The following is a 12624-nucleotide window of genomic DNA, read 5'->3' on the forward strand; positions in this document are numbered from 1 at the left end:
CCCTGACTCGTGGAGACGCCAAGTCATGTTGGAGCTCTTCACCGATGAAGTGCGCCGCAATCCTTTTCCCCTCTACGCGAAGCTGCGCGCGGCCTCTCCGCTGCTCCACGAGCCCGAGGCGGACCTGTGGATTCTCTTCGACTACGACAGCGTGAAGCGGGCGCTGCATGACCACGACGCGTTCAGCTCCATCGTCACCACGGAGACGGGGACGACGCCGGACTGGCTGTTGTTCTCGGACCCGCCCCGGCACACGAAGCTGCGCGGCATCATCATGCGGGCCTTCACGCCGCACTCCATCGCCAACCTGGAGCCACACGTTCAGGCGCTGTCGCGGGAACTGCTGGACGTGACGGTGGAGCGTGGGGAGATGGACCTGGTGACGGACTACTCCAGCCTGCTGCCGGCGATGGTCATCGCGAAGATGATTGGGATTCCCGCCGAGGACCGGGTGCGGTTCCTGCGGTGGGGGGACATCATCATGAAGCTCAGCTACACCATCGCGGACGGGGCGGAGTCGAAGCGGGCGATGGAGGAGAACTTCGCGGCTCGGAACGAGATGCGGACGTATCTGGCGGGCATCCTCGATGAGCGTCGGAGGGCACCGCGGGATGACCTGCTGACGAGGCTCGTCGAGGCGGAGGTGGATGGGGAGCGGCTGGACGCGAAGGAGCTTCTGGGGTTCTTCCAACTGCTGCTGGCGGCGGGGACGGAGACGACGACCAACCTCATCAACAACGCACTGCTGTGCTTCATGGAGTACCCGGACCAGCTCGCGCGGCTCCAGCGTGAGCCGGGGTTGTTGCCCTCGGCCATCGAGGAGGTGCTGCGCTTCCGTTCTCCGGTGCAGTCGATGTTTCGCTCGACGAAGCACGAGGTGGAGCTGCACGGGCGGGTGATTCCGGAGGGGAAGTTCGTGCTGCCGATGATGGGCTCGGCGAATCGGGACCCGCGGCAGTTCCACGAGCCGGAGCGCTTCGATATCGGCAGGGACCCCAATCCGCACATCGCCTTCGGGCACGGCATCCACTTCTGCCTGGGTGCGGCGCTCTCACGCATGGAGGCGAAGGTGGCGCTCACGGACCTGCTGGAGCGGCTGCGAAACTTCCGGCTCGCCAGCGACGAGCCCTGGCAGCCGCGACAGGCGCTCCATGTCCACGGCCCCATGCACCTGCCGCTGCGCTTCGAGCCGGGTGCGCGGAGCTGAGGTTTCACCGCGTACTTCCTTCCTGGTGAAGATGCTAGGTTCCCGCTCTTCTCCATGTCCTCGATCCACACTCGTGCCCTGCTGTTGGCCCTGATGCTCGGAGCCGGGGCCTGTGGGTCGAACCCCAACGTTCGCGTGCGTCGCTTGGAGAACGGGCGCCTCCAGGTTGATGGCCCCCTGGCCGGTCCGTTCAAGACGACGGAGGCCCTGGCGGAAGCAGGGTGCGAACTCATGACCGCGCAAGGCGGTGCATCAGCAGGCCCCATGGGCTCCGAGTACTGCGCCCTCAACTACTATGCACCCGATGAGGACGCGTTCTATTTGAGCTACCTGTCAGACTTCAAAGACAGGCAGGACACCCGGGAGATGAAGACCTGCTCAATGCCACAAGTCCTCAATGACCCCGCGCGCGTAAACGCCCTCATCACAGGCGGCGACCATACCCATCCCCACAATGCTCGATTCTCGCCAGGCGACCTGAGTGGAAGATGGAACCCTGCTCGCATCGTCACCGAGAAGACAGGACGTGTCTTCCAGCGAGAACTCTTCGTATTCCACCGACGCGGAGATGGAGCGTGCTCCGTGTACGGCTTCAACTATGCGACCCGCGTGGTCTCAGCGCTGCGCGGTGGCCAGTGGATTCAAATCGGCCAAGTCTACGACGACAACGGGAACATCCGGATGTTCGAAGGCATGGGTTGGCAACCATGATGGCGCCACACCGCTCCCGGACCGTGAAATCATGCGGAAGCCATCCATGAAGACCTCCCCGCTCATCGCACTCCTCTGTGGCGCATCCCTCCTGAGCGGCTGCTCCCTGCTCGGCTACCACAAGCCCCGGAAGGCCGAGCGCGCGCCTCCCGAGGAAGCCTCCAAGGTGACGTTTCCAGATTCGATGGAGCAGGGAGTCCACCTGGATGGCCCGGCGATGGCGGCACTCGAGATCGCCATGAACGCGTTCCTTCCACCTGACCGCAAACCGGATGCACGCGATGAGGCCCTAGCGCGATGCCTCGCGCGTCGAGACACCTACGACGCCTCGGTCCTGAAAGAGAACGACGACCTCTACTTCGTCAGCTTCCTTCCCAGGCTCTCTCGCTGCGGCATCGAGCTGGAAACGCCCCTGATGGACGCGGGGGCCGTCTACGCCATCGATGCTCGCGGCCGCATTCTCGCGGAGCTGTAGCATCGGGTTTGGGAGAAGGTGCGAAGACTGGCCTGAACTCGTCATGCCGAAGAGGTGCTGAATCCGGCGTGACCTATCGGTCGCCAACGGCGTACCACACGGGCATCACCCAGGCCTTTCGGACTCCAAGCCCTAGCCTATGCGCGAAACCATCGAACTCCGTGTCGAGGAATCGGAAACATGGCGACTCTTCCGCGACGACGAGGGCGTCGTGCTTCCAAGCGGAACGGTGCGTAAAGTCACACTACCCACCGACGATGAGCGCATGTCGCGCGTCAGGGAAATCGACCGCGCCCTGCGTCAACAAGGCCAGCTGTTCTTCGCGGGCTGGCGCATCCTTCGCCACTACTCCGCGCGAGAGCTGAAGTCCGCCGAGTTGCTCAAGCTGGGCCTGGAAGCCGTCTTCGAGCCCTCTGGAGAAGAGTGCGGGACCGGATACGACGAAGCCACCGCGTGCACGCTGTGTGGAGCGGGCGCCAGGCAGGTGACGGACTTGAGCCTGGACGTGCGCCGGATTCCCAAGCACGCGGCCCTCGCTCGAACCCTCGCGCACGAGCTGATCATCTCGGCTCGGCTCGCGGACCTCTGGCGGGAGCGTGGAATCACGGGCGTGGACTTCCGCCCCATCCTGCGAGCTGGCACGAGCGCAGAGCCCGTGAAGGAGTGGAGTCAGCTCGTCCTGACAGCGCCCCCGTTGGACATCCTGCCCGCCACACTCACGGGCAATGACCCCTTCGACCTCGACGAGGACAACGCGCAACGCTGCCCCAAGGGCCACGTCGTCGGCCTGAATGTACTCTCCGAGCTTTCCCTACGACGCGGCGACTACGACGGAAGCGACCTGACCTGGACACGACAGCTGGTGGGGATGAGGAGCGGAGTCCTTCGCCCTCACCCACTCCTGCTCATGTCGCCCAAGCTGCATGGACTTCTGGCGGAGCTGAAGGTGAAGCGCCTGGACGTCGAAGTCGCGCACCTCGCGTAGCCCCACCACCCTACCAGCGCTGCTGCGGCTCCATCGCCGTGGGCCGGCGCTTGTCCGTGGGCGTCAGTGCATCCGCGGGCGAACAGCGACAGACCTCACAGCCACGCTCGCGGTCCATGGAACACTCCGTGCCAGTGATGCACGAGAGGTTCCGCGACTCCTCGCAGCGCGTGTCGCCCTTCTTCTCTTCCTTCTTCCCACCATGGCCACAGCCCGCCAGGGCCACCGCCACCGTCACCACCGCGAGCCACCCGCTCCGCTTCATGTCCTGCCCTCCCTCTGCCACCCACCCGGCACGAAAAACAGTTGCCGGGTGAAGAGAAGTCTCACGCCTCCGGCGCGGGCTGCTCCGGCTGCTCCGCCGAGGCCCCGTGCTTGCGCCGCCACCGCTCCACCAAGAGCAGCAGCGACGGGAAGCCCAGCAGCACGATGACCATGTTCAACCCGAACCCCAGGTTCGCCAGGTCACCAATCGAGTTCAACCCCGGGTGCTTCGCCAACACCAGCGCCACGAAGCCGATGGCGCTCGTCAACAAGCCTCCCGTAATCGCCCGACCCGTCTCCCCATACACGGAGATGAAGTCCGCACCCGGCTCACCCAGCCGTTGCACCAGATGCACTCCCGCATCCACCGTGGTGCCCACCAACACCGGCAACACCATGATGTTCAGGTAGTTGAACTGCAAATCCAGGAGCGCCATCAACCCCACCAGCCCCGCCACCGACAAGAGCGTGGGCACCATGCAGATGAGCGCCGTGCGCAGCCGCCCCAACGTCAGCCACATCGCCGCCAGCACGCTGAGCACCGCCGCCGCGAGAATCCGCGGACCCTCGCGCGACACCATGTCCAGGATGTCCGCCAGGATGAGCGCCTCGCCCGCCGCCGACACCTGACTGCCGTCCGGCATGTGCAGCCCGCGCACCTCCTTGGAGAAGCGCCGCGTGCCCTCGCCATCCGACAAGCTCACCCCGCCGCCCGCGTACACCAGCACCACGCCACCCGTGCTCCCATCCAGGCTCTCGAACTGGTGACGCACGCTCGCCGGCAGCTCCGCCTGCGTGAAGGGCTTCGCCTGCGACATGTTCATCGCGCGCGTCAGCGACACCCGCGTGTCCTCCGGCAACCGCTCCGGGTCCAGCTTGTTCAGCCGCGCGTGGATGGCCTCCAGCACCGCCCGCTTCTCCGACTGCTGCCGGGGCACCAGGTCCTCCAGCGCTCCCACGAAGTCGATGGTGGAGTCCTTGCCCCGCGCCGCCTTGCGCGCCTCCAACTGCCGGACGACTTCGCGCTCCATGTCCTGCGAGTCCGTCAGCACGACGACGGGCGTCTGCGAGTAGCCCAGGATGTTGTTCACCTTCTGGTCCAGCACCGCCGACGCCTGCTTGTAGTCCTCCAGCGTGCGCGAGTCGTAGTTGAACGAGATGCGATACGCCTGCGAGATGAGCGCCAGCACGGCAACGCCAATCACCACCGCCACGCCCCGGTAGGACCGCGGCAGCCACCGCCCCAGCAGCGCCATGGGCCCCGTGCCCCCCTGGTGCACGCGCGGCGACCAGCCGAACCGCGAGGCCACCCCGAGCAGCGCCGGCAGGATGAGCACGTACGCGAAGATGCTCACCAGCATGCCCACCGCCGCGATGATGCCGAACTCGCGAAACGCCCTGAACTCCGACAGCGCGAGGCTCAAGAACGTCAGCGCCGCCACCAGCGCCGCGATGAGCGCGGAGAAGCCCGTGTGCCGGAAGGACTCGTGCACCGCCGCCTCGGAATTCATCCCCTCCGAGCGCAGCGTCCCGTACCGCCCCAACAGATGGATGCCGTGCTCCACACCCAGACCGCCGAGCACCGCCGCCAGGAAGCCCGTGAGCAGATTCACCTGCCCGTACGCCAACCCCACGAAGCCGTACGTCCACCCCAGGCCCGCGAGCACCGGCAGCATGGTGAAGCCCACCGACAGCGCGCTGCGGAAGTGGAACGCCAGGTACGCCAGCAGCAGCACCATGGCCAGCGAGGAGGCGGTCGCCAAATCACTGACGATGACGCGCTGCTGGTCGATCTTCTTCTTGAACGTCCCCGTCACCGCCGTCTTGAAGCCCGGCCCGTACTTGGAGAGGTCCTGCTTGGCCAGGAAGTCCTCCATCTGGGTGACGACCTTCTTCGAGTAGTTCAGGTCCGCGGCGCTGCCCTTGGGCTTCGCCATCAACACCACCATGCGCTCCGTCGGGTCCAGGTAGTACAAATCCCCCTGGCCGGAGAGCCGCTGGTTGGCGCGGCCGGTGTACTTCTGCTCGATGTCGGCGAAGTCCACCGACGGCGGCGGCGCGTCATCCAACCGGACGAACAGCGGGTTGGCCTGCTCCTTCTCCCAGGCGATGCGCGCGTCGATGCGACCCTGGATGGTCTTCAGGTCCTCCAGGTCCACGTAGTACAGCGCATGCTTGTCGAAGAACTCGCTGGGCCGCTGGTAGTTGACGTAGCGGATCTCCGACAGCTCCGCGAGCTTCGGCGCCATGTCGTCCGCGAAGCGCTTGAGCACCTCCGGCTCCGCGCCCATGCCCACCAACACCACGTTGCCCTGGCCACCGAAGCGCTTGCGCAGCTTCTCGATGTCCTGGACGCTGGGGAACGCCTTGGGCAGCAGGCCCACGAAGTCCGCGCTGAGCGTCAGGGTCCTCGCGAAGTAAGCGCCCAGCAGCGTGAGCACCAACGCCACCACCAGTGCCTGATACGGCCGCCGGTGGCTCCGCGCGGCGAGTTGGCCCATCGCCCCCTCGAACCGCTCCGACCAACGCTTCTCACCCATGTTGCGACACCTGCTGTGTTGTTTGCGGGCTGAACGACGGCCGGCCCACCTTGGGCATGCGCCAACCAGGGAGTCAACGCGTTTATGCCGTAAGGCGGAATGTAAGGCACCGAATCACTTGACCTTCTCTAACAATTCCCGAGGGCCCTCGCCCGTCTGTCTGCCCGGCTGCTTCCGGGGGTGAATCGCGCAACCCGGCGCGCCCGCGAATCAGGGGCAGTAGCGGCGGGTCCGCCGTCCTCCTGGGGGGCAGACGACCGGGCGGCGGGCACTGCATCACCCACGCCGAGTCCCCACGTTCCCGACCACATGGGGCCGCTGACGCGGACACCCGAGGGAGGGGAAGCCGTGCCGCTTTCCACGCCACCGGAGAGGCCGGGGCCTGGAGAAGACGGACTGCCTACCGCGACGGAATGGATTCGGAGCCGACGACATCGAAATCCGGTGAGCGCCGCTGGATGCGGCACGTGGAGCGGAGCCTCGGGGCCCTGGCAACACGCAGTCACCGTCGGCCCATTCTCGCCCTCGGCATCGCCCTGCTCCTGGCGGCGGTCGGCGGCTTCTTCGCTCGCAACCTCAAGCTCAACGCCAACCTGGTGGACCTGCTGCCTCACTCGTTCGAGAGCGTGCAGGACCTCCATGAATTGGAGACGCGCTTCGGCGCGCTCGGCTGGGTGGCGGTGGTGGGCGAAGGAGGCGACGCCGAGTCGCTGCGCCGCTTCGCCAATGACATGGCGCCCAAGCTCCAGGCCTTGCCGGGCATCCGCTTCGTGGAGAAGGAGCGCACGGGCGCCTTCTTCAGGGACAGGGCGCTGTACTTCCTGTCGGAAGAGGACCTGCGAGAGGTGCACCGACGGCTCGCCGCGCGGCTCGCGTGGGAGCAGCAGCAGGCCAATCCGCTCTATGTCCCGCTGGTGGACGACCCCGCGCCGTCCATCGACTTCTCTGACCTGGAGGCGAAGTACGGCGGCGCCGCGGGGCAGAAGCTGTCCTCCGCGACGGACGACTACTACCTGGATGCGAAGGCCCGGCGCGTCGTCGTGCTCGTCAAGCCGGAGATGACGTCGGCGGACCTGGCCTACTCGCGGCAGGTCGTGGACGAGGTGCGCGGGCTGCTCGACCGGCAGGACCTGTCCCAGTACGGCGCCGACTTCCGGGTGGAAATCACCGGCACCTTCCAGAAGAAGCTGGACCAGCAGCAGCAGATCATCCGCGACATCACGGTGTCGTCGGCCGTGGCCATGGCGCTGATGCTGCTGTACCTGCTCTTCCACTTCCGCAGCCCGTTGGCGGTGGGGCTGGTGTTGGCGCCGGTGGGCGCGGGCCTGGCGTGGACGTACGGCCTCGTCGCCCTGGTGTACGGGCAGGTGAATCTGCTGACGGGCTTCCTGGGAGCCATCCTCGGCGGCCTCGGCGTGGAGCATGGCATCCACCTGCTGGGCCGCTACCTGCACCTGCGCACGGAGGGCGAGTCCTCCGAGCAGGCCACGCGCGAGGCCTTCACCCACACCGGCGGCGCGGCCCTCGTCTCCGCGCTGGTGGCGGCGCTCACCTTCTTCGTGCTGGGCACCTCCCAACTGCGCGCGTTCCGCGAGTTCGGCGTCATCGCCGGCATCGGCATGCTGGTGCTCATCGCGGCCTACGTGCTGGTGCTGCCGGCGCTCCTGGGCCTGACGGCGCGCTGGGGCTGGCGTCCCAAGCGGGGGACCGTCACGCCGCGCGAGTCTCCCTTCGGTCGGGTGCTGGTGCGCCACCGCTACATCATCACCGCCGTCTCCGCGGTGCTGCTGGCGGGCCTCCTGACGCAGGTGCCTCGGGTGCGCTTCGACTACAACTTCGGGACACTCGAGGACCAGGACCTGCCCTCGTTCGTGCTCGACCAGCAGGTGAACGAAATCATCGGCTACTCGCAGACGCCGATGGTCGTCCTCACCAAGGGCCCCCAGGAAGAGCACGCGATGGCGTCCGCCCTCGCCCAGCGTCAGCGCGAGCGGGGCCCGGACTCCACCATCGACTTCGTGGCCTCGCTGTCGTCGCTCGTGCCTCGAGACCAGCCGCGCAAGCAGGCCGTGCTCCAGGACATCCACCGCTTGCTCGAGCGCGTCCCTGAGGAGCGCCTGTCTCCGGAGCAGCGCACGCACCTGGTGGAGCTGCGTCGGCAGAGCGAGGCCCGGCCCTTCACGCTCGAGGACCTTCCCGCGAGCGTGCGCCAGCAGTTCATGGGCCGCGAGGGCACGCCGGGGAGCTTCGTGCTGGTGTACCCGGCGGTGAATCAGTCGGACGGGCAGGCGGTGCGAGCGCTGGCGCGCGAGGTGCGCGGCGTGGCCACTCCTGATGGCGAGCGCGTGTCCGCGGCGGGTGAGGCCATGGTGATGGCGGACCTGCTGGACATGGTGACGCACGAGGCGCCGCTCATCCTCGGAGGCACGACGCTGGCGGTGCTCCTGGCCATGTGGATGACGCTGGGCGGGCTGCGCATGGCGGTGCTGTGCCTGCTGCCCACGGTGGTGTCGCTGCTCGCGCTGATTGGCCTGATGCCGCTGATAGGGATGGAGTTCAACTATCTGAACATCCTCATCATCCCGGTGCTCATCGGGACGACAGTGGACGCGGGCGTGCATCTGCTGACACGCCTGGCGTCACCGGGCAGCGACTTCGTGGAAGTCTATTCGGAGACAGGTCGGGCCATCTCAGGGGGCCTGCTGACGAGCGCCATGGGCTTCGGCGCGCTCTTCTTGGCCAGGCATCCAGGCCTGAACTCCGTGGGGGCACTGGCCAGTCTGGGCTTCGCCACCAATCTACTCGTCATGCTGGTGGCCTTTCCCGCGCTGCTGCTGGTGCTGACGGCGCGACGACAGCGTCGACACCGGGCGCGCATGGATTCGCAGATGAAGCAACGGGCGGCGGCGGGGACTCCAGGTCCCGAGCACGCCACCCCTTGAAGCTGACGTAACGCACACCCACGGAAGGAGGCAGGTAATGGCGAAGCACATGAGGCGGTGGATGTGGGCAGGTGCCATGGCGGGCACCCTGGCATTGGGCTCGGCGTGCAGCTCCACGGAGGCACCCATCGTGGTGGCCCAGGCGGACACGAGCACCACGGGACAGCCCGCGACGGGTGGCTCGGGGAGCACGACGACGCCTGACACGACGACGCAGGACCCGATGACGCAGGACCCGACGCAGGCGGCCCCGGGCACGGTGCCGAGCACGCCGGAGCAGAACCCTGGCAGCACCACGACGATGCCGGGCGACAGCACCACCACGACGCCGGACACCACGACGACGGCCCCGGGGACCACGACCACGCCCACGTTCGACGGTGACGCGGGCATGGGCGGCTCGGGCGTGGTGCCGGGCACCACGGACGACAACTCGTCCGGCACGTTCCAGCCGCCCGCGGGCGGCGCGGTGATGGACGGCGGAACCTTCTGACGCCACTCGCGTCACCAGGTTGACGAGGCGGGAGCGGCCTTCCACGGCGGCTCCCGCCTCGCGTCGCATGAGCGGCGTCTCCAAAGCGGCCCCCCTGGACAGCGCCTCGCGCGCCTGCTTTGTCGCGCGAGTGATGGACACCGAGACACCCCGCATCCTCTCGCTCCACGTGGGCCTGCCCCGCGAGCTCGGCACCCCCGGGGCCGTGGACCCGCTGGAGCGCCCATGGACCAGCGCCATCCACAAGGAGCCCGTGCTAGGCCCGGTGTGGCTGTCACGCACGGGACTGGCCGGAGATGGCCAGGCGGACCTGCGGGTGCATGGGGGCCTGGAGAAGGCCGTGCTCGCGTACCCCGCCTCGCACCACGCCTTCTGGCGCGCGGAGCTGGCGCGCGAGGACGTGGGCCCGGGCGCCTTCGGTGAGAACTGGGTCGTCTCCGGCGGCGCGGAGGACAGCGTCTGCATTGGCGACGTGCTGCGGGTGGGCGGCGCGCGCGTGCAAGTGTCGCAGCCGCGTCAGCCGTGCTGGAAGCCCGCGCGGCGCTGGCGGCACAAGGAGCTGGCGCTGCTGCTCCAACGCACGGGACGCACGGGCTGGTACTACCGCGTGCTGGAAGAAGGTGAGGTCCGTGCGGGCGACACGCTGGAACTGGTGGAGCGCCCCTTCCCCGCGTTCACCGTCGCGTTCGCCAACCACGCCATGCACGAACACCGGCGGGAGGACGCCGCGGCGCTGGCGGAGTGCCCGTTTCTCGCACCCGGGTGGCGCGAGTCCCTGCGCCGCCGCTCCCAGGGCACGCGCGGGGATGACCAGCCCCGGCTGGTGGGCCCGAACCACGACAGCTGACTCAGGTGTACCGGCGCTCGAAGAGCCGGCGCAGCCCTGGGTCGGAGCGCAGCAACCCGAGCGTGAGCTCGGCATGTCCCGGCACATAGCCGTTGCCCATCAGCAGGGTGACGTCCCGACTCACGCCATCGGCGCCGAGGGCCGCCGAGGTGAAGCTCGTGGCCATGGAGAAGAAGATGGCCATGCCGCCATCACGGGCGCACAGGATGGTGGCCATCTCCGTGTCCTGGACTGACACGCAGTTGACCACGAGGTCACAGAAGGTCCCCTGCGTGGCCCGGGAGACCTGCTCCTGCACCTCCACCGCCCGGGTGGCGTCCAGCTTCAGCGTCAGGTCACAGAGCCGGTGCTCCCGCAGCTCCGCGAGCGAGCCCTCATGGAGGTCGATGGCGAGGAGCCTGCCGGTGTCTCCCAGACTGCGCCGCGCCTGGGCGAGACTCAGCGCACCGCCCTTGCCCGCACCCAGGACGGCGACCGTCATCCCGGGCCTGACGTGGCGCTCGACCAGCGCGGGAGCGCCGCACACGTCCAGCGCGGCCAGGGCGACGGCATCCGACAGGTCCTCGGGGAGCCTCGCGTAGCTGCCCGAGGCGAAGAGGATGGCGTGGCCCCGTACGTCCACGCGGTGGGTGTCGCGATGAACGGCGCGAATCTCCTCGATGACCAGCGGGGTGAGTGAGAGGCTGACGAGCGAGGCAATCCTGTCCCCGACGCGCAGATGTCCCCGCGCGGGATGCCGAGGCCCCAGCTCCTTCACCCTGCCGATGAAGATGCCGCCCGAGCCTGTCTTCGGGTTGTGCATCTTTCCGCGCTCGCTGACGATGCTCGACACACACTCCGCGATGCGCGCATCATCGCCCCCGGCCTCCCTCGCGATTTGCTCGAACGAGGCGGCGTCGATGTTGAGGCTCTCCACCTCGACGACGAGCTCGGACTCGCGACACGGCAACGAAGGGTCGAGGCGACTGGCGCGCTGGGGGAAAAAGCCCGTCGTGCCAACGACACGTGACAAACCATAGGCATCCGCCGTCGTCTCCATCCAAGTCCTCCGCGCTGGTCGTGGCTTCGACAAGACACGCGTCTCGCCGAGATGAAAACCATATGCATCCACTTCGCTCGCAATGCCACACATAATCTCAATGAATTTCACCTCACGACCCGCAGTGTTTCACGCCTGCGGGCGCCGGGTTCATGCGGGCTCGAGCCCGTGCTGAAGCCGACATGGCCTCGCTGGCGGACCTGGACCAGGGGCCCGGCTGAAGCACGGTCGCGCACCGACAAGGGGCCGCACGTCCAGCCTCCTGCCTCTGGCCGGGGGGCAGGCAGCCAGAGGAGCGTCCGCTGCATGTCGTGATTTGGCTGCTCAGGTTCTCGTCCAGCAGCAGCCAGCCACACCAACCCAAAACTTTTCAGTGGGAGAACCACCATGAAGAAGTTCCTGAAGACGAAGCTCGTCCTGGGTTCGCTCGCCGCCGGCGCTCTCGTGTTTGGCACCGCGTGCAAGTCCGACTCGAGCGCGAAGCGCGACGACACCACGGCGCCGACGACGACGGACACGGGCACGACGACGGGCAGCGAGACGACGACGCCCCCCGCGGGCACGTCGCCGGACCCGGGCACGGGCGGCACGGGCATGGATGACCCGATGATGAGCCCTCCGCCCGCCACGGACGTGGATGACCCGTCCATGAGCCCGCCCTCCGGCCAGGACCCGACGCTGAGCCCGCCGACGGGCCAGGATCCGACGCTGGACCCGGGCACGGGTGGCTCGGGCACGCTGGACCCCGCGGATGACACCGCCGTCGACCCCGGTACGCGCGGCGATGGCGACCTGACGCCTGACTCCAGCGACCGCGAGGACCCGTACGCGCCCGACACCAGCGCGCCCCGCGAGCCGGAGTCCGGCCGCAAGCAGTAGCTCCGCGCTGAACGCGAGAGCCCAAGATGCCCGCGCCCCGACCGGCGCGGGCATCGTCGTTTCCGGCGCGTGACACAGGGCCGGCACGCCCCTGACGGGACAAGGCCCGCGTCAAGACCCGGTGCGAGCCTCGCCACTTCGAGCGCGCGACGCCCGGACCTCGCCAGACAGCACAAGGCCCGCGCCGGACCTGGTGCGAGCCTCGCCACTTCGAGCGCGTGACGCCCGGACAGCACAAGGCC

General features: G+C 67.9%; 11 protein-coding genes. 8 read left to right on the plus strand and 3 right to left on the minus strand.

All coding sequences use genetic code 11. The annotated features are described in order from the left end of the window. Window positions 1-25 precede the first annotated feature (25 nt). From ACN469_RS00850 to ACN469_RS00865, 4 genes are all read left to right on the plus strand, one after another. Entirely contained in the window at window positions 26-1207 is a 1182-nt protein-coding gene (locus ACN469_RS00850; RefSeq protein ID WP_498763151.1) for a cytochrome P450, read from the plus strand. Window positions 1208-1261: 54 nt separating this feature from the next. Continuing rightward, complete coding sequence (locus ACN469_RS00855) at window positions 1262-1918, plus strand: hypothetical protein (RefSeq protein WP_498763153.1); 657 nt, start codon at window positions 1262-1264, stop codon at window positions 1916-1918. Window positions 1919-1964: 46 nt separating this feature from the next. Beyond that, window positions 1965-2393, plus strand: a complete 429-nt coding sequence (locus ACN469_RS00860) for a hypothetical protein (protein WP_498763155.1) — start codon at window positions 1965-1967, stop codon at window positions 2391-2393. A gap of 265 nt (window positions 2394-2658) precedes the next feature. After that, window positions 2659-3378, plus strand: coding sequence for a hypothetical protein (locus ACN469_RS00865; RefSeq protein ID WP_498763157.1), 720 nt, complete (start codon window positions 2659-2661; stop codon window positions 3376-3378). 10 nt (window positions 3379-3388) lie between these two features. Here ACN469_RS00865 and ACN469_RS00870 read toward each other — a convergent pair whose 3' ends face one another. Both ACN469_RS00870 and ACN469_RS00875 read right to left on the minus strand, forming a co-directional pair. Next, window positions 3389-3643 carry a hypothetical protein gene (locus ACN469_RS00870; protein WP_163863707.1) on the minus strand — a complete coding sequence of 85 codons (255 nt, stop codon included), beginning with the start codon at window positions 3641-3643 and terminating at the stop codon, window positions 3389-3391. Window positions 3644-3704: 61 nt separating this feature from the next. Continuing rightward, window positions 3705-6182 carry an efflux RND transporter permease subunit gene (locus ACN469_RS00875; RefSeq protein WP_498763159.1) on the minus strand — a complete coding sequence of 826 codons (2478 nt, stop codon included), beginning with the start codon at window positions 6180-6182 and terminating at the stop codon, window positions 3705-3707. Window positions 6183-6640: 458 nt separating this feature from the next. On the opposite strand from ACN469_RS00875, the gene ACN469_RS00880 reads away from it, so the two are divergent. The 3 genes from ACN469_RS00880 to ACN469_RS00890 all read left to right on the plus strand — a co-directional run bounded on the left by ACN469_RS00880 (window position 6641) and on the right by ACN469_RS00890 (window position 10464). Next, complete coding sequence (locus ACN469_RS00880) at window positions 6641-9124, plus strand: efflux RND transporter permease subunit (protein WP_498763161.1); 2484 nt, start codon at window positions 6641-6643, stop codon at window positions 9122-9124. A gap of 37 nt (window positions 9125-9161) precedes the next feature. Further along, window positions 9162-9617 (plus strand): Erp protein, encoded by a 456-nt coding sequence (locus ACN469_RS00885; RefSeq protein WP_498763163.1) that lies wholly within the window; start codon window positions 9162-9164, stop codon window positions 9615-9617. Between the two features lie 133 nt (window positions 9618-9750). Further along, entirely contained in the window at window positions 9751-10464 is a 714-nt protein-coding gene (locus ACN469_RS00890; protein ID WP_498763165.1) for an MOSC domain-containing protein, read from the plus strand. A 1-nt stretch (window position 10465) separates the two neighbouring features. On the opposite strand, the gene kdd is transcribed toward ACN469_RS00890, so the two are convergent. Beyond that, a complete protein-coding gene (gene kdd / locus ACN469_RS00895) occupies window positions 10466-11503 on the minus strand; it encodes an L-erythro-3,5-diaminohexanoate dehydrogenase (protein ID WP_498763167.1) in 1038 nt (345 codons plus the stop codon). A gap of 387 nt (window positions 11504-11890) precedes the next feature. On the opposite strand from kdd, the gene ACN469_RS00900 reads away from it, so the two are divergent. Next, entirely contained in the window at window positions 11891-12382 is a 492-nt protein-coding gene (locus ACN469_RS00900) for a hypothetical protein (RefSeq protein WP_498763169.1), read from the plus strand. Window positions 12383-12624 lie beyond the last annotated feature (242 nt).

Source organism: Corallococcus terminator (genome assembly GCF_049194865.1).
In the GTDB taxonomy this organism is placed as follows: Bacteria; Myxococcota; Myxococcia; order Myxococcales; family Myxococcaceae; genus Myxococcus; species Myxococcus terminator_A.